This is a genomic window from Alicyclobacillus fodiniaquatilis, from assembly GCF_042678105.1.
In the GTDB taxonomy this organism is placed as follows: Bacteria; Bacillota; Bacilli; order Alicyclobacillales; family Alicyclobacillaceae; genus Alicyclobacillus; species Alicyclobacillus fodiniaquatilis.
Window position 1 is genome coordinate 11983 of record NZ_JBHUCX010000085.1, and the last position, 17594, is coordinate 29576.

Consider the following 17594-nt stretch of genomic DNA (forward strand, 5'->3'; position numbering starts at 1 on the left):
TCTACAACTGTCATAGCAACATATCGTGGTTTATTTGCTGACACCGGCAGCTTCCATACTGGATTGAATCAACATGTCGAGATCTGTGTCGATTTGCTTGGCCGCTTTCGGAACCGTGTCATGCCCCATATAAACCAAGCGCATATATTTATCCAGAATGGTATTCACAGTAGATAAATCGACGTATGGATTGTATTTCAAGTACGGTGTGGCGTATTTCAGTTCTGCATCTTGTGCCGTGATGACTTGTTTGTCAAAGGCAGTTTTCTGTGGCAATTCAGACATTTTCGACTTGAAAGCAGGCAACCCCCAACCACTTTTGGCGCGGTCATCCACAGGCGAACCAGCAAACACGTATTTGAACACCTCCCACGCTTGTTGCGGATGTTTGGTCTTGCTATAGATGATGGCGCCTGTAGCGGATCCGGTCGGATCTACACGCTTGCCGCCTGCCATATAGGGTGCCGGCGCAAGGACATAGTTGCTCAGTTGATTTGGCTTCACTGCTGCGCGCAAATCGCCGGAGTACCAGTAGCCGGAAATCAGCATGGCCTCCTTGTTCGACTGGAAGAGATTCAACGGACTGTTGGCGTCCTCGTTGATATCATTCGGGCCATAATTTCCTTTTACCGCATTTGCCCACATCTGCAGAATCTGCTCAGCAGCAGGGCTTTCAAAGTTTGCCTTCGTGTAATTATCAGACCAAGCGCTTTTCCCCAACTGGTCTAGCTGTAACAAAATCAATGATTCCTCGGCTTGGGTTCCGCCGTTGAAATAGCCGAGCCCATATTGTTGGATTGTCCCGTTCTTGACGACGGTCAGCTTCTTCGCCAGCGCAAACACCTGTTGCCATGTCATGGCTTTGGTCGTGCTCGGCAGCGGTATCCCCGCTTGCTCAAAGATCTTTTTGTTGAACCACAACATGAAATCCTGCGACCAGTCCTTGTCAAATCCGTAGAGGTCCCCTTGACCTTGCACACCTGTCTTCTTGTCAAATCGATACTCGTTCACCACAGGCATGAAGTCGTTTGGATTGAAATCCTTTTTGTCCTTGTCAAAGTAAGGCTGCAAATCCAAAGCGATTCCTTTGATCACGTAGCCAGGAAGTTCTGAAGCGCCTTGCACGCGAATGATGTCCGGCGCGTTGCCCGAAGCGAGCAAAGCCTGTAATTTACCAGGCTGGCTGACATCCACTTCTTTGATCTGAACGTTTTTGTGCGTTTTGTTAAATTGATCGACCTCCGCCGTCGAAACTTCGCCCGATGCGAACCCCAGCGTCACGACAACAGGTTTGTTTCCGCTGTTTTGATTTCCGCACCCAGGAAGTAAAGCGCTTACACACATTGCGATACTGGCGGTGATGGCCCACTTCTTCCCCTTTTTCTTCACGAATTTCCCCCCTGCAACTCATTCGTCGATCCGCTCTGAAAATGAAGTGGCACTTGTGCTGCGCCCACCGCTGATGTTTTGATTGTGATTTTCATGGCGCCGCAGGTGTGCGGACATCATTTTACTGAACACTATGTAGCTGCTTGGCAGTATAGACATGAAAGTTATGTGTTTCGCGGACGAGCGGGACAGCGCCCATGACATTGAAGAAATCATGCATCTGCGATCACGCCAAGCATTTAAAAAAATAAACAGTTTAATTATCAGTTGCATTCTCCGGCAGTAGATCTTACGATGATGATGCGTATTCGCGCAGAAGGAGATGGGCTTTTGGACAGTATGCCTCCAGAACCTGACCGAACAAATGGGGAGTTGTTCATCATCTCGAATCATCTTACACAGCGATTAAATCCTGTGTAGCGTTTTTGAGTGTGTTCAATTCCCCAAAGAAGAGGAGTTGGACACATGGGAAAACGCAATTATTACATCAAACCGCAAGATCAACAAAAGGACACATCCACATTTGAAGGCTTTGACATTCAGATCAACGAGAGTGACGCCAAGCGGATTGACCGACTGGTGGATAACTATGAAAGCCGGATCATGATGCATCTGGATGAAGAGTACATTCGTCGGACCAAGTGGACGGATCGGCTGGCGGATCGCATTGCTTCCTTCGGAGGCAGTTGGCCGTTTATTACGACCTTCGCAATCGCGCTCGCCTTGTGGATTTTGTGGAATACCGTTCTGCCGACTGCGTCCCTGCGCTTTGACAGGCCGCCATTTATTCTACTCAATCTCTGTTTATCATTTATTGCGGCGTTCCAGGCGCCCATCATCATGATGAGTCAAAACAGGCAAGCGGCGAGGGATAAAAGTGAATCCGTTATCGACTTTGCTATCAACTATAAAGCGGAACAAGAAATTGACGACATGCAGAGCCATCTGCACAGAATAGAAGGCAAATTGTACGAAATTGAGAAATTACTTGTGGGCAATGGAAATCAGACTAGGCCGCTGCAGGATGAACAATGAAAGCGTCGATGCAAGCGCAGCGCGTGGTGATGTGACATTGTCAGTGAACGCATCCTAAATCGAAGGAGCCGCTTCATACCCCATCGCACGATGCGGGTTTGAAACGGCTCCTTTTGAGATCCATCAAAAATGAGTTGCAGTGCACATCATTCGATCTCGATGCGACAGATGACGGCGTCTTTTGCAGCGTGTTCTCCTATCGGAACGACAATCTCTTTGAGCACGCCTGTGTGCTCTGAAGGCACTTCAATGGTCACCTTATCTGTGGTGACTTCCAGAAGGGGCTCGTCCTTTTCGACTTTATCCCCCACTTGCTTTAGCCAGGTGGTGACCAAAGCCTTGTCCACACTGTCACCAAGTGGAGGCAACAACACGTCAACCATGGTAATCTGTCCCCTTTATCGCGATATTCGTTTTTAATCTACACGGAAAATGCCCGTGCAGCAAGTGAGCTGCCCTGTTCCTAGCGCAAGTGCAGCGGTTCCGCGTAGATTTTGCGGGATTTCGCTTCGTTGATGACACCTGCGTCGACCATGTTTTCCAAGACAACTTTCTGACGCGCCCTAGCCAGTGTAAGCGAGCGGAACGGATTGTAGGCAGAGGGCGCATTTGGCAATCCCGCCAACAACGTCAATTCCCCATCTGTACACTGATCCGGTGTTTTGCCAAAGTAGGTCTCTGCCGCATTGTAAAGTCCATAAGCATTTTGACCGAAGTAAATCACATTTGTATACAAAGTGAAGACTTCGTGTTTTGACATCGTGTCATAGATGCCGACAGCGTAGAACATCTGCAACGCTTTGCGATGCAACGTCTTCTGTTTGGACAACAACGTATTGTCGACCAACTGTTGCGTGATGGTAGACCCGCCCTCCACATAGCCATCTTTCTGAATGTCCACCCACAAACTGCGGAGTATCCCGACCGGATCTATACCTGGATCATTGGCAAATCGCCGATCCTCTGTAGATATGACCGCTTCGCGAAACGTCTTGGGAATTTGGCCATATGTAAGCGCGTGAATATGGTACGTTTTTATCCGGTCATTGGCGGCGGATCGAACCTTGTTGGCAATGGGATACGTTGTGCGAAAGTAGAGATTTAAGGCGCCAAACGCCAATGCCAACACAATCACGAGCCCCGTGATGAACTTGATGAACCGTCTCAAACCCGCCACCTCAAGTTTTCTTGTCAGTCAACGCATTTTCTCTGTCTGTGCGTCAGACAGCTCAGTCTCGATTTTCGCGCTGAATCTCATGATGAATCAGTGCGAGAATGCCCCGCCTGGTCATCAAGCCTGTAAAAATGCCTTCATCATTTTCAACGCACAAAAACGGCCAATCAATCGACAATTGCAATGCCCGCATAAATGATTGATCACTGGCGATGCGCGCCACTTCTGGATTCATAGCATCGGCGACTGTGTACGTGGACAAAGCCTCAAACTCAATGCGCTCAAGCCCCAATATCTTATCCAAAATCAGTGTCTTGCTGATGGTACCCACGACTTTTCCATCACTGGCGACCACCGGAATTGCGGAGTAGCCAGATTTAATCAAAACCAAAAGCGCGTGTTCTGCAGAATGCGCAGGATGTACGCAAGCTACATCCTCGGCGTCAATCACCATTCGTCTTATATCTTCATGCCGTAATGTGAAATCTCGGATAGATAGCATAGCGGCGTTCGTTGACTCCTTTCACAGTGCGTCCCGTTTGAACAACGCGGTCACGCACACCAATGACATTTTATCATGTACAAAAAACACACGGCAAAAAATGCTTTCGCTCTTTCGTTCACGCACGCAAGGAACTGTTTCTTGTTGGGTACAATACCAAGCGAAAGGATGAGCAGTGATGCAACGTCGCCTGTGCTGTTTTAAAAGCGCAATATGCGCGATTTTGGCCGTTTTATGGCCACTCTGCGCACAAGCAGAGACCAAAAAAGATCGTTTTTATTTCGAGCGGCTGGGTTATGCCTTTTGGCAGGTAAAAACAGAGAAAAAAGTTGTCGCTTTGACATTTGACGATGGACCGGATCCAACCTACACGCCAAAAATATTGCGGCTGCTCGAACGATATCACGATCACGCCACGTTCTTTTTAATTGGCTCAAAAGTGCAGCAATACCCCGAAGTCACACACCAGGTCTTTTCACTGGGCAATGAGTTGGGGAATCACACCTTTTCGCATTGTCATATCGCTGATATGTCCGAACGCGAGCTGAGCCAAGAATTGCGGAAAACAAACGATGCCATTGTCCGCGCAACAGGGTTAAGTCCAAAGTATTTCCGGCCGCCCAGAGGCTTTTATGATGAGAACTCAGTCTTGACGGCGCACCAAAACGGCTACCCAGTCATCATGTGGTCATGGGATGAAGATAGCCACGATTGGCAAGCGCCGGGCGTAGGAAAAATTGTCCAAACTGTGCTGAAGCATGTTCATTCTGGCGATATCATTTTGTTTCATGATGGCACGAACAATAGCAAGCAAACGGTTGCAGCATTAACGACGATTCTTCCGACCCTACAACGGGAAGGTTACAAATGTGTGACCATCTCGGAACTGTTGAGCCTCAGCAACCATAAAGAGGATGATGAGCCTGACGACTGACAAAACGCCCCCTGCTGTCAAGGGCCAATGAGCTTGCTGCCAGAACAGAGCGTCATTTTATGCCTGTTTTTCATAAATAAACGGTGCAACCAGCTTGAGCGATGGCACCATGAACCCCATCAATTGCTCCGTACTGCCGACGAAGAGTAAACCACCAGGACGCAATGATGTGGAGAATTTACCTAAAATCATTTGCTTTGCGTCCTTTGTAAAATAAATCAATACATTCCGGCATACAATGATGTCTAAAGTGTTGGGATAGGCATCTGAAAGCAAGTTGTGCTGGGAAAATGCCACATGCTTTTTCAACGAAGGTCGTATTATGTATTTACTATCAGAAACAGTAAAGTATGAGTTGAGAACCGTGTCTGACAAATTTGCGACTGATCGTTTTTCAAAGATGCCCTTCTTAGCGCTCTCGAGTACCCGGAGATCAATGTCAGTGGCCATGATCTCATCATATTGCAGCCCTGCTTCTTCGAGAAGAATGGCCAGCGAATAAGGCTCCTCCCCTGTCGCACACGCGGCGCTCCAAGCGCGCAATGGGTGTTTTACACCACGTTCCACCAATAATTTGCGGACCTGCGCCCAGCGGTCAGGGTTACGGAAAAATTCTGAGACGTTAATGGTCATTTTGTCGAGCAGTTCATCCATCAAGCTTTTATTTTGTTGTAGCGCCGCAAAATAATTGGAGAAATGCTCATATCCACGACGATTGCGGATGTTTGTCAGACGACGCTCCATTTGCGGTCGCTTATATTGGCCTAAATCAATGCCACTTAGTTGATAAAACGAGGTGACAAACCATAAATACTCATCCACTCAAATCAACTCCTCCCGTAAAATGAGCGTCACCTTGTTTGGCCAATCGCGTGACCGTGATTGACTGAACAATTTCGGTCTACTCGCGCGCAGTTGCAGTGGTTCATCATGCCTTGGGTTGCTTAGAAAGCGAGGGCGGGCGATGATGCATTCCGTTCAAAAACCTTATTTAGGCATTGCGCTCAGCGGCGGTCAACTGAAAGCGGCCGCTCATGTTGGGGTACTTAACGCCTTAGAGAAACTGGGCATTTATCCGGATGTCATCGCTGGCACCAGTGCGGGTTCGCTGGTCACAACGCTTTATGCGCATGGGTATCGCGGTGATCAGTTTCATCGGTTGCTGAATCAGTTTCCAGGTATTCGCATTTTGGACTACGGTTTTCCCTTGTGGTCATCCATGTATTCCTGGACAGCGCAACATCTGTGGCAGCACAAGAAGAAACATGTACCGTTGGTGCCTGCAGGTCTGTTGCGCGGCCGTAAGCTCACGCACTATATCGAGCGCCTCATTGCAAAGCGCCGGGTCCAAATTCCATTCTATATTGTCGCCACTGATTTACTCAGTGGTCAGCCTGTCGTCTTTTCGAGTGAAGAAACACCAACTTCCGAGCGAAGCGACGCGTACGCGCGCCTCCATGACATCCCGCGTGCAGTGGCCGGAAGTTGTGCATTGCCAGGTATTTTTTCGCCCGTTGTACTGGACGATTTTATTTTAGTCGACGGCGCCATGCGACACTATGTCCCTGTGTCTGTGTTGCGCGACATCGGTTGTCAGAAAATCATCGCGGTCAATTTGTATCGTTTGCCAGCGCACTATAGGCCAGTCACACTGGTCGATGTATTGGCGAGATCGTTCGACATTTTATTGCGCGAATCCATTGACAACGATATCGCCAAAGACCCCGATGTGTATGTACTAGAACCTGATTTAAGCGGTATACGCTGGAGAAGCTTTGTGCAAATGCAGGAGTGTCTAAATATTGGGCAGGCGTTGGTAGAGAAACATCGAACGGCGCTTCAATCATTTGTCCGATAGACCATCGTGTGATGCCATCCACCGAAAAAGGGGCTGTCCAGGACGGACAGCCCCTTTAAGCATCTGTGCACAATTATGCGAGCCAAACGTCAACCGCTTTATCGTAAGCAATGGTCTCGTTCGAGAACCACAACTCGATTTCACGCGCAGCGCTTTCCGCTGAATCGGAACCATGAATGATATTCATGCCGATGGTCAATCCGTAGTCGCCGCGAATCGTGCCCGGCGCGGATTCAACAGGGTTCGTCTTGCCCATCATGTTGCGTGCGACACTGATTGCGCTATCGCCTTCAAGTACCATTGCGAATACGGGTGAAGAGGTAATGAATGTCACCAATTCACCAAAAAACGGGCGCTCTTTGTGCTCTGCATAGTGAGACTGCGCCAGTGTTTCCGGTACCTGCAACAGCTTTGCATTCACTAATTTTAAACCTTTGCGCTCAAAGCGGCCAATGATCTCACCGACGAGACCGCGTTGTACACCATCAGGCTTGACCATGACAAACGTCTTTTCGACTGCCACGAAAAACACTCCTTTTTTTACGTTCCTGCCAGCGTTATTTTACGGGACTTGTCTCACAACTTCAACCTAAAAAGCGCGTTCAGCGACAAAGTGAGTCAGAATTGCCAATTCCTCCTGCGTTCGTCGCACGCTCACCTGTCTTAAAACACTCAGCGCTTTATGTAAATAAGTATCGGCAAGTTGACGCGCCAAATCCAATGCGCTGGATTCGACAATCAATTCAATGGCTTCCTCCGCCGCTTCCTCTGGCATTCCCTTGACAATCAGTTTAGAAAGGCGGTTCCCCAGCTTCTTATCACGGGCAGCCAAAAGCGCCGGAAGCGTGATGTTGCCTTGCCGCAAATCGCCACCTACCGGCTTCCCCACAACTTGTTCACTGCCGCTGAAATCGAGCACGTCATCAATGATCTGAAACGCCATGCCCGTATAATGTCCGAATTGGCGCAGTACATTGACATCGGCATATGTCGCGCCAGCCACGTGCGCACCCAGTGAACAACTGAGTGAAATGAGCAACGCGGTCTTCCGCTGAATTCGTTTTAAGTATGTTCGAATGGATTGGTTCCAGTTATAGAAGTCTCGGATCTGTTCCACTTCACCCTGGCACATACGCACCATACCAAGCGACATCTGTCGATGTACCAGCGGATCATCAATTTCAGCCAACAATTGGATTGACCGCGCGAACAGAAAATCACCCGTATACATGGCTGCCAAATTGCCAAATTCACTGCGGACAGTAGGTCGGCCACGCCGCAGTTCCGCATTGTCGATCACGTCATCGTGTACCAATGTCGCCATATGTATGAGTTCCAACGCGGCCGCGACTTTGGTCACGCGCGGTGCCGCATCTGTGTTTTGATGGCTGGATGCGCCGCAAATCAAGGCAAATAAGGGGCGCAAGCGTTTCCCGCCGGCATCAATCAGTTGCTGACCTGCGTGGGATAGCACCTCATGTTGTGCGATAGATCTCTCGTGCAGAATCTGCTCCACTTGATTCAATTGTGTTTGATAACTTGCGTAAATACTGCTAAAATCCAACCAGGTCACGCCTCTCGTTTGTAACCAATATGAAGTGCCGCAATACCGTTCATCAAGGCATCACTTCGCACATTCATCATCCCGCCTCGCTGACACTTTGCCTAAACCGTTCTCCATCCAGATGTCGGTCAGAGATTTAGGCAATCCGCAAAAATGCCATGCCTCGTATATCCGCCTATGTATTGCCGTGTCGCCTTGCATTCATGATTACCGATTCCCCTCTGACACATGTAGATGCTCCACCGTCTGGCGAATCGGTTGAAAGTACTCCACTAAATAAGTGTACAGAGGACCCTCATGTGATGTGGAAGGCATGGTGATGACCCGCTCCATGGAGTCATCCAGCCAGCGGGATGCTTGCTGTATGGAAAAATTACGCGTATAATTCCGCGTCAGAATTTCGTCTTTTACAACATGTGCTTGTACAAGGGAATCCACATGTGTCGTCCATGCGCCGCTTTCACCCAAATAATGACGAGCCAAGGCGCGCAATAACTGTCCACAAACGATTTCACGCAGGCGCAGATATTCCTGCGATGACAAATCCATCCCATTTGCCACAATGGTCACTTTCGCCTCATTGATTTCGGCGACCGCATCGCAAAGTGTATGCATCAAACGACTGTTGTTCAACCGGGCGAGAAGAAAGTAATATTTACTGCTGTCGTAATCACCTGCGAGTACAATCAGCTCTCGCTGCTCTGTTGGACAGATGTCGATTTGATTATGAATGGACAGCCCTTGATCTAGCAGCAGAACAGCCATTAACACCTGTTCAAGCTCAGCTTCGTTCACCTCGGCCGCAGTCAAGATGGCGTACCCGACATCAAAATGAAAGCGACTGACGGATTGGCTAATTTGGCGCGCCGCCAAATAGTCTTGATGCATATGTTGTATTGCAAGACGCTCTACACGTCTGAACAAATTCTCTCTGCAATCCGTCAAGCCTGTGTCATCTCCTTATGTATCACGGGGGCATTCGATTCCACTTTAAGCGCGTGCCAAGCATCCGACATGCACATATTTATACAATATCATGCTTTGACGGGTAAACTGGCGCACGGGATTGTATAAACATGCGCCAAAAGCCGAATTACTTGGGCACGCTCCTAGACAGTATAACACAAACGCGCCGTTTCCCTACTTCTTCTGCTCATCATTGCCATCTGTGCGGATGGTGCCATGTTTTGTGTAGAGGATGGCTTTGCCGCGAATTTTCATCGCGGATGTGTGTTCTGTAAATTGGGCAATCATGATCTCATTTTTATCCAGTTTTTCGGCATGATGAAATCGTGTCTCTGGGCCGCGGGTCATGCCGATGACCTGCACACCGTTGTCCAGGGCACGGATGACAAAATAATCTTCAGTAATAGATGAGTCTGCCATTTTCGAACCTCCCACACTGAAGGTGATGCGCCATCCACCGTGTTGGGCTGAGCCGACATTTTGATTTGACCGATGGCTCAGTCTTCGTCACACATGGCTGGGGCATCTCATGAAAATCAGAAACAGTCGAATAAACAACGAAAACCAGCGTGGTTTACGCTGGTTTATGGTCGGAATGCCGGGATTCGAACCCGGGACCTCTACCTCCCCAAGGTAGCGCGCTACCAGGCTGCGCCACATCCCGCTATATTCCGAGGCAAGGAATATTATAGCGTACGGTTCAGCACATGGCAACGTTTGTTTTCACAATGTTTTTCACCAGAGACAAACGCCCGAGAGATGACCACTCGGACATTTGTCTTTTGTATCCCATATGCTTGGCAGTTCAGATCAAAGGATAATGGCAATCAATCCACCACTGCCCTCGTTGATGATTCGCTGTAAAGTCTCTTTCAGTTTAAACTGCGCATTTTCTGGCATCAGTGACAGTTTGCCTGAAATACCTTCGCGAACAATGGCCGCCAGGGATTTGCCAAAAATATCGCTCTCCCAGATTTTAAGCGGATCTTTTTCAAAGTCTTGCATGAGATAGCGAACCAATTCTTCCGATTGCTTCTCCGTGCCGACAATCGGCGCAAATTCGCTTTCCACATCGACGCGAATCATGTGGATGGACGGTGCTGTCGCTTTCAGGCGAACGCCAAAGCGCGAACCTTGTTTGATGAGCTCTGGTTCATCCAAAGTCATCTCTTCCAGTGACGGTGGCGCGATACCATAGCCGGTGAGTTTCACCATGCGCAGTGCCTCGGCCACTTTGTCGTACTCTTTTTTCGCATAGACAAAGTCTTTCATCATGCGCAGGAGTTGATCCCGACCTGTAATTTGGACACCGACCACTTCCGTGAGCACACGGTCGTACAACTCGTCAGGCGCATCTAAATCGATAACTGCAACGCCTTGCCCCATATCCATGTGGGATAAGCCAGCGCCTGTAATAAATTCGTATTCCGCGAACTGTGCAACGACCCGGTCGATGTCGCGGATACGGCGAATGTCTTGGATGGTATCGCGCACTGAATCGTGGAATTGCGAGCGCAACCAGTGATCGTCGTCCAGTACCATGACCCAGTTGGGCAGATTGACATTGACCTCTTTGACAGGGAACTCGTAAAGTGCCTCACGCAGCACATAATTGATCTCGTGTGTCGTCAGCGTCGCACAGGAAAGTGCGATGACGGGCACATCGTATTTAACCGACAATTCATCGCGCAGATCTTGAGCCCGCGGATGATCCGGATTCACAGAGTTGACTAAAATCACAAACGGTTTGCCAAGTTCCTTCAGTTCCTCGACAACACGTTCTTCCGCTTCTACGTATCCCTCGCGCGGAATTTCGGCAACACTGCCATCGGTTGTCACCACAACGCCAATGGTCGAATGATCAGCAATCACTTTTCTCGTGCCAATTTCGGCTGCTTCTTGAAAAGCGACAGGTTCATCGAACCAAGGCGTTGTCACCATGCGGGGACCTGTTTCATCTTCATATCCGCGCGCACCTTGAACTGCGTATCCAACACAGTCGACGATTCGAATGTTCACGTCCAGCCCTTCAGCCACCCCAACTTCGACTGCTTGGTTGGGGATGAATTTCGGTTCGGTCGTCATAATGGTTCGACCTGCTGCACTTTGTGGCAATTCATCAGTCGCCCGCACACGTTCAGCCTCGTCTTTGATGTTTGGCAAGACAATCAGTTCCATGAACTTCTTGATGAATGTCGACTTGCCAGTGCGCACGGGGCCGACAACGCCGAGGTAAATGTCGCCCCCCGTTCGCTCAGCAATATCTTTAAAGACGTCGAATTTTTCCAATCTTCTCCCTCCTCAAGATGACCGGTGTTAGACTGCGATACGCATGCCTTGCCCCGGCCCACTGACAATCCCCGTAGACTGTCCGGTGTCGGTGGACAGTAGAAAATATATGCGATACGTTCCAGGGTATGCTTACTATCCAAACTCGTCCCTGACGTTGACTATATATACGGCTGATAGACAGGAAGTAGAACGAAAGATTAAAAAAGGACGGCCCTAACGCAGTCGAGCTACGTTAGAACCGTCCTTCTGTCTTTGCTGTTTATTCTTCGATGTGTGCTTTGTATCCATTGGCATCCAGGAGCTGTGATACGGCATCTTCACCCGTAATCTCTACAACAATCATCCATCCATCTTCATATGGACTTGTGTTGACCTTCTCCGGCTCGTCCTGAAGCTGCTCGTTGACTTCCACAATCTTGCCGCTGACAGGTGCAAACAAATCCGAAACCGTCTTGACAGATTCTACCGTGCCAAATGTTTCATTTTCAGTCAATGATGAACCAACTTCAGGTAACTCTACATACACGATGTCACCGAGTTCATCTTGCGCAAAATCTGTGATGCCAATGTAAGCGCGATTGCCTTCCACCCGTACCCATTCATGTTCCTTAGAGTACTTTAAATTGTCCGGAACTTGGCTCATGTTGATCCTCCCATATCCAGATAAAGCATGTCTACACAAGCAGTGTAACAAATCTACATCTACTGACCAAGGTATCCTTGCTAACAAATTTTAAAATCGAACAAGAGTCATGTGAAATCCTTCCGAGCAGATTGATGACTCGAAAACTTTTACACAAGTCTCCTAGCTGAAACGCCAATGATGCGTTAATGGACGTTGACCAACGTCCTCCATTTCATGGCTGCGTTCGCGCTGCATCAGTTCACGCACGGCCGCACCTGGCGTCACATCACCTTTCAGCACACATTTTAGCGCAGTCGTGATCGGCATATCCACCTGATGGGTCTGTGCTAATTCAGCGGCGGCAAATGTGGTGCTCACTCCTTCCACAGCCATGCCGATCTGCTCTAGCGCCTCATTGAGAGCCAAGCCTGTGGCAAGCAATCTGCCCGTGCGAAAATTGCGGCTGTGGTTACTGGTGCAAGTGACAATCAGATCGCCAATGCCCGCCAACCCTGAAAACGTCAATGGTGAGGCACCCAAGGAAACGCCAAGGCGCGTGATTTCCGCCAAGCCGCGCGTCATGAGCGCGGCTTTGGTATTATCGCCCAATCCCAATCCATCTGTGAGCCCCACACCCAGTGCGATGATGTTCTTCAACGTCCCGCCAAGTTCCACGCCGACGACATCTGCCTGTGTGTAGACGCGAAATTGCGCATTCATGAACGCATCCTGAACGGTCTCCGCCGTCGATTGACTGGCGCTCGCGATGACGACCGTTGTCGGCATTCCACGCACGACCTCCTCCGCATGGGAGGGTCCGGAGAGCACAGCCAGACGTTTTTCTACATTTGGCATCACAAGGTTGATGTGTTCACTGATGCGGACATTGTTTGGTCGGGTAAACCCTTTTACTGCATGGACGATCACCGCCGTTTGCGAAATCAAGGCAGAGGCATCAGAGACAAGCACTGGCAACGCCTGTGAAGGCACAGAAAAAAGAACCAACTCAGCGTCCCTGATGGCTCCGGCAAAATCAGTTGTCGCATGCAATAGGGGAGACAAAGCTCCCCCAGGTAAGTATCTTGGATTCAGATGGTCCTTGTTGATGGCGTTTACGACCGCTTCATCGCGCCCCCAAATCACCACGTCGTGACCGTTCGTAGCGAGTACATTGGCAAGTGCGGTTCCCCAGCTGCCGGCGCCTAACACGCACGCCTTCACAAGGATTCACTCGATTTGTGATCAAACAATTTGCGTTCTTGGCCACGAAGAAGTCGAGCGATGTTGGCGCGATGTTGGTAGAAAGACAATAGGGCCAGCACAATGGATGCCCAGAGCGCAGCCCCATGTGACGCCGCCCAAATGGCCAACAAAATGGGAATCAGGACAGTGAGAATGAGTGAACCCAATGACACATATCGCGTCAGCGCGATGACAACCAGACAGATGATGCCCGCAATGATGGTCATCAGCGGGGCAAGCCAAAGCAACACGCCGATGGTCGTTGCGATCCCTTTCCCGCCGCGAAAGCCAAAAAATACAGGCCAGTTGTGGCCAAATACCACGGCGATGGCCGCCAGCGCCAAGGCGACGCCGTTGGTGTTCGTCATCGCCGCGACGATCCACAGCGCAATCATGCCTTTGAGCGCATCACATATCAGAACAACGATTCCCCACGCCGTACCCAACATGCGCAGTGTGTTGGTTGCACCCGCATTCCCACTTCCGTACCGTCGAATGTCCGTACCTGCGACCAAGCGCACAACCAAAGTCGAAGTGGAAATGGATCCGATTAAATACGCGATAACGACTCCTAAAATCACCCATAATACGATCACGTCATTCTCTCCCAATGATTAATCATCTGATGTTTGGGAACGCGTCCGCACGCGAATACGAATCGGTGTTCCCTGAAAATCAAATGCTTCCCGCAATTGATTTTCCAAATACCGCTCGTAAGAAAAGTGCGACAATTCTTGATCATTGACAAAGATCACAAATGTCGGTGGCTTCACAGATGCTTGTGTTCCATAGTATAACTTGAGTTTTCGCCCCTTGCTAGACGGTGGCGCGACAGAAATTTGGGCGTCGGCAAGCACGCGATTCAACGCAGAAGTCTGCACGCGAAACACATGATTTTCAGCGATGCTGCGCGCTAAATCCAATACGCGCGACACGCGTTGTCCTGTCAGCGCAGAAACAAACAAAACCGGCGCCCAGCGCATGAACGGAAAATGGCTGCGAATTTCTTCTTCAAAACGATGCGCCGTTTTGTCGTCCTTTTCGACAGCGTCCCACTTATTGACCAAAAAGGCGATGGCGCAACCGGCGTCCAGCGCATACCCCGCGACTCGCTTATCCTGTTCGGCAATCCCACGCGCCGCGTCAATGACGACAAAACAGACATCCGCCCGCTCCATCGCGCGCAATGCCCGTAAAACGCTGTACTTTTCAATGTGCTCGTACACTTTGCCACGACGGCGCACGCCTGCCGTATCCACTAACACATATTTTTGGTCTTCGTGTTGAATCGGCGTATCAATCGCATCTCTCGTAGTGCCCGCAACATCGCTGACCATGACCCGATTCTCGCCGAGCAAGCGGTTGACAAGGCTGGATTTGCCCACATTTGGCCGACCAATAAAGGCAATGCGAATTGCGTCCTCATCCACTTCTTCAGGCGCCAGTTGCGGCAACTGTTCGACGATGGCATCCAGCACATCGCCTGTGCCCATGCCATGCTCAGCGGACATTGGAATAGGTTCACCAAAACCTAGCTGATAAAACTCATAGCTCTGTGGGTGATGATTGTGATGGTCCAATTTGTTGACAGCAAGCACAATCGGTTTTTTCGATTTGCGCAAGAAATTTGCCACATATTCATCTTGCACAGCGAGTCCATGTTTTCCATCAACGACAAACACAATGACATCTGCTTCATCAATGGCCAATTGGGCTTGCACACGAATCAGATTCTCCATTTCATCTTCTTCGTCCATCTCGATTCCACCAGTGTCAATCAGATCAAACTTCACGCCATTCCACTCGCCTTTGGCATAAAGTCTATCTCTGGTGACACCTGGAATATCTTCAACAATGGAGAGACGTTGTCCCACAATTCGATTAAACAACGTCGATTTTCCCACATTTGCGCGACCTACAATGGCCACGACCGGAGTCGGCATAAATGCTAGTTCCCTTCTCTACTGTAAATGTTACTGCGCACTTGCCACACTGCGCAACGTCGCTTCATAGCGGCGGCGCGGCGGCAATGACTGAGTGTAGCCCAAGGTGCCGTAGACAAGCCCTGTTCCCGTCGCGGGCACGACCGTCACATGCGTCTTTAACTTTTTCTGAATGTCCGAGACACGATAATCATCCAAACAGACATCATCATCGTCTTTCAGCATAATATCAGGCAATAGCAACGTATCCAGATGGGCGACTTTCCCCGCGAGTTGTTCCATGATGTCCGTTGCGGTCAGCAAGCCAGCTACAGAGACATTGTTTCCGTAGAAATTATTCACAATCGGAAAAACCTCATAGTGTAACCCATGGACGGCCGAGAACCGAGTCAACGCTGCGCGAATGGTGGCTGCAGCAGATACACTTGTGATCACACCGACTTTGCGATGCGCAGCGGCCAAATGTTTTGGCGCACGCGGCCACGCTTCTTCCAATTCGTCCAGGAAAGTGCGAATGACGCCGACCCCATTTTCCGTTTGCGAAAAATCGTCGTAGTATTCGCTCGGTGGCACAGCTTCGTTTGCCAGCACGTAAAATTCGTCAGCAGCATGGACAAAAGACGTTCTCAATTCAGGACGCAGTTTCTCTTGCCAAGCACGTACTTGCTTAACCACTTGTCGCGCTTCATCTGGTGTGCAACCACGCAACTTGTGTAAACCACGGCGATGCTTTGTCAGACCGACTGGCACGACCGACAACGTCCTGACCGCAGGATAAAACGGTGCTAACTCGCGTATGGTGCGGTCCAACTCTTCACCGTCATTCCAACCTGGGCACAACACGATTTGTGTGTTCATTTCGATGCCGTTGTCAGCGAGATACTGAATTTGGTTCAGGATTTCGCCAGCACGTTTATTGCCGACCATCCGGACACGCAGTTGCGGATTGGTCGCATGAACTGAGATGTTGAGCGGCGACATTTTCAATTTGACGATCCGCTCCAACTCAGCATCTTTCAGATTCGTCAGGGTGACAAAATTCCCATGCAAAAAAGAGAGACGGTAGTCATCGTCCCGCACGTTTAGCGTTTTTCTCATCTGACCTGGAATCTGGTCAACGAAGCAGAACACACACTTATTGTGACACAAGTGCACGCGATCCACGGTTGGATGCTCCCACTCGACACCCAATCCTTCGTCATAATCTTTATCAACTTCAATTTGCCATAACTCGCCGTCAGCTTTTTTTACTTCCAGCTCGATTTGTTCACCAGCAAGGGCAAATTGTAAATCCACAATATCGTTAATGGTAATTTGATTGATTTTCAATAACTCATCGCCAGGCTGTAAATCAAGCTCCTCCGCCAAAGAGCCCGGCTTCACTTCTTTTATTTTTGGCATGAGTGTTGCCTCCCGTGTAACGTGTTTCTGTACATCTCGTCATTATGCGATATAGACCTGATTCCGTCAAATTATACGCCATCTTGGACATCTTTTTGTACCTTCTTTTGAAAGTACATATATGCAAAAAAAACGATGTGTAACAGTAATTCCATGCTCCAAAACCAAGTGATGGCATCTGCCAACACACCGGTAGGCGCTTCTCTCACGTTCAATCCGAACCATGTCACATACGTCACAGGCCAAACCGCCCATACAAGGCGCCATTCCGGCACAAAGATGAAGAGAAGTACCGTGACCAAACCAGCTTCGATGTAATCCACCGAGTACCCATATAGCGTTGCAAACGGATAAAGGTGTTGGATCCGATGTAAAAGAATCGCGATTGTACAACCATGCACAAAGGTTCGCAATGACAAGTATGATCTCGGCAGGGTAAGGCATCTCAGCAGCACGACGAACAATGGGCCAAGCAATAACCACGCCGTCGAAATTTGAGGGTGAAGAAGTGTCACGCCAACGATTGTCAACGCCAAAACCATGATATAGATATAACGACACCAGGTTCGCAACCCGAAACGGGGAAAAATCAATAGAAGTGCACAGCATGATAAGACGACATGCCAATCCATCCACACACCTCCAATAACTGGAGTATGTGAAAGGAAC

General features: G+C 49.4%; 19 protein-coding genes and 1 tRNA gene. 3 read left to right on the top strand and 17 right to left on the bottom strand.

Annotated elements, in window-relative coordinates; all coding sequences use genetic code 11:
* Window positions 1-30 precede the first annotated feature (30 nt).
* Window positions 31-1389, bottom strand: a complete 1359-nt coding sequence (locus ACFSB2_RS20765; RefSeq protein ID WP_377945024.1) for an extracellular solute-binding protein — start codon at window positions 1387-1389, stop codon at window positions 31-33.
* A gap of 465 nt (window positions 1390-1854) precedes the next feature.
* Between ACFSB2_RS20765 and ACFSB2_RS20770 the strand changes: the two genes are divergently transcribed.
* Window positions 1855-2424, top strand: coding sequence for a DUF1003 domain-containing protein (locus ACFSB2_RS20770; RefSeq protein ID WP_377945025.1), 570 nt, complete (start codon window positions 1855-1857; stop codon window positions 2422-2424).
* A 146-nt stretch (window positions 2425-2570) separates the two neighbouring features.
* On the opposite strand, the gene ACFSB2_RS20775 is transcribed toward ACFSB2_RS20770, so the two are convergent.
* The 3 genes from ACFSB2_RS20775 to cbpB form a co-directional block, all read right to left on the bottom strand.
* A complete protein-coding gene (locus ACFSB2_RS20775) occupies window positions 2571-2807 on the bottom strand; it encodes a biotin/lipoyl-containing protein (protein ID WP_377945026.1) in 237 nt (78 codons plus the stop codon).
* Window positions 2808-2887: 80 nt separating this feature from the next.
* Window positions 2888-3592: a transglycosylase domain-containing protein gene (locus tag ACFSB2_RS20780; protein ID WP_377945027.1), complete on the bottom strand. Its 705-nt coding sequence runs from the start codon at window positions 3590-3592 to the stop codon at window positions 2888-2890.
* A 61-nt stretch (window positions 3593-3653) separates the two neighbouring features.
* A complete protein-coding gene (cbpB, locus tag ACFSB2_RS20785) occupies window positions 3654-4100 on the bottom strand; it encodes a cyclic-di-AMP-binding protein CbpB (RefSeq protein WP_377945028.1) in 447 nt (148 codons plus the stop codon).
* A 178-nt stretch (window positions 4101-4278) separates the two neighbouring features.
* Here cbpB and ACFSB2_RS20790 point away from each other — a divergent pair, with 178 nt between their 5' ends.
* Window positions 4279-5034, top strand: a complete 756-nt coding sequence (locus ACFSB2_RS20790; RefSeq protein ID WP_377945029.1) for a polysaccharide deacetylase family protein — start codon at window positions 4279-4281, stop codon at window positions 5032-5034.
* 57 nt (window positions 5035-5091) lie between these two features.
* Here the strand turns inward: ACFSB2_RS20790 and ACFSB2_RS20795 are convergent, their stop codons facing one another.
* Window positions 5092-5856 carry a CheR family methyltransferase gene (locus ACFSB2_RS20795; protein WP_377945030.1) on the bottom strand — a complete coding sequence of 255 codons (765 nt, stop codon included), beginning with the start codon at window positions 5854-5856 and terminating at the stop codon, window positions 5092-5094.
* Between the two features lie 142 nt (window positions 5857-5998).
* Between ACFSB2_RS20795 and ACFSB2_RS20800 the strand changes: the two genes are divergently transcribed.
* Window positions 5999-6892 carry a patatin-like phospholipase family protein gene (locus ACFSB2_RS20800; protein ID WP_377945031.1) on the top strand — a complete coding sequence of 298 codons (894 nt, stop codon included), beginning with the start codon at window positions 5999-6001 and terminating at the stop codon, window positions 6890-6892.
* Between the two features lie 73 nt (window positions 6893-6965).
* Here ACFSB2_RS20800 and ndk read toward each other — a convergent pair whose 3' ends face one another.
* The 12 genes from ndk to ACFSB2_RS20860 form a co-directional block, all read right to left on the bottom strand.
* Entirely contained in the window at window positions 6966-7415 is a 450-nt protein-coding gene (ndk, locus tag ACFSB2_RS20805) for a nucleoside-diphosphate kinase (RefSeq protein WP_377945032.1), read from the bottom strand.
* A gap of 66 nt (window positions 7416-7481) precedes the next feature.
* Window positions 7482-8456: a polyprenyl synthetase family protein gene (locus ACFSB2_RS20810; protein WP_377945033.1), complete on the bottom strand. Its 975-nt coding sequence runs from the start codon at window positions 8454-8456 to the stop codon at window positions 7482-7484.
* 207 nt (window positions 8457-8663) lie between these two features.
* Window positions 8664-9401, bottom strand: a complete 738-nt coding sequence (locus tag ACFSB2_RS20815; protein ID WP_377945034.1) for a heptaprenyl diphosphate synthase component 1 — start codon at window positions 9399-9401, stop codon at window positions 8664-8666.
* A gap of 195 nt (window positions 9402-9596) precedes the next feature.
* The gene (mtrB, locus tag ACFSB2_RS20820) at window positions 9597-9842 is read right to left on the bottom strand and encodes a trp RNA-binding attenuation protein MtrB (protein WP_377945035.1); all 246 of its coding nucleotides are present in this window, start codon (window positions 9840-9842) and stop codon (window positions 9597-9599) included.
* A gap of 167 nt (window positions 9843-10009) precedes the next feature.
* A tRNA-Pro gene (locus ACFSB2_RS20825) sits at window positions 10010-10086 on the bottom strand.
* Window positions 10087-10232: 146 nt separating this feature from the next.
* Window positions 10233-11711, bottom strand: coding sequence for a stage IV sporulation protein A (gene spoIVA, locus ACFSB2_RS20830; protein WP_377945036.1), 1479 nt, complete (start codon window positions 11709-11711; stop codon window positions 10233-10235).
* 262 nt (window positions 11712-11973) lie between these two features.
* A complete protein-coding gene (gene gcvH / locus ACFSB2_RS20835) occupies window positions 11974-12357 on the bottom strand; it encodes a glycine cleavage system protein GcvH (RefSeq protein ID WP_377945037.1) in 384 nt (127 codons plus the stop codon).
* 162 nt (window positions 12358-12519) lie between these two features.
* On the bottom strand, window positions 12520-13560 hold the full coding sequence (locus ACFSB2_RS20840) for an NAD(P)H-dependent glycerol-3-phosphate dehydrogenase (protein WP_377945038.1): 1041 nt from the start codon (window positions 13558-13560) through the stop codon (window positions 12520-12522).
* Window positions 13557-14174 carry a glycerol-3-phosphate 1-O-acyltransferase PlsY gene (plsY, locus tag ACFSB2_RS20845; RefSeq protein ID WP_377945055.1) on the bottom strand — a complete coding sequence of 206 codons (618 nt, stop codon included), beginning with the start codon at window positions 14172-14174 and terminating at the stop codon, window positions 13557-13559. The genes ACFSB2_RS20840 and plsY overlap by 4 nt, the downstream gene beginning before the upstream one ends.
* Window positions 14175-14195: 21 nt before the next feature.
* A complete protein-coding gene (der, locus tag ACFSB2_RS20850; RefSeq protein ID WP_377945039.1) occupies window positions 14196-15524 on the bottom strand; it encodes a ribosome biogenesis GTPase Der in 1329 nt (442 codons plus the stop codon).
* Window positions 15525-15554: 30 nt separating this feature from the next.
* The gene (locus tag ACFSB2_RS20855) at window positions 15555-16925 is read right to left on the bottom strand and encodes a DUF512 domain-containing protein (protein ID WP_377945040.1); all 1371 of its coding nucleotides are present in this window, start codon (window positions 16923-16925) and stop codon (window positions 15555-15557) included.
* Between the two features lie 71 nt (window positions 16926-16996).
* Entirely contained in the window at window positions 16997-17557 is a 561-nt protein-coding gene (locus ACFSB2_RS20860; protein WP_377945041.1) for a hypothetical protein, read from the bottom strand.
* Window positions 17558-17594: the final 37 nt, after the last annotated feature.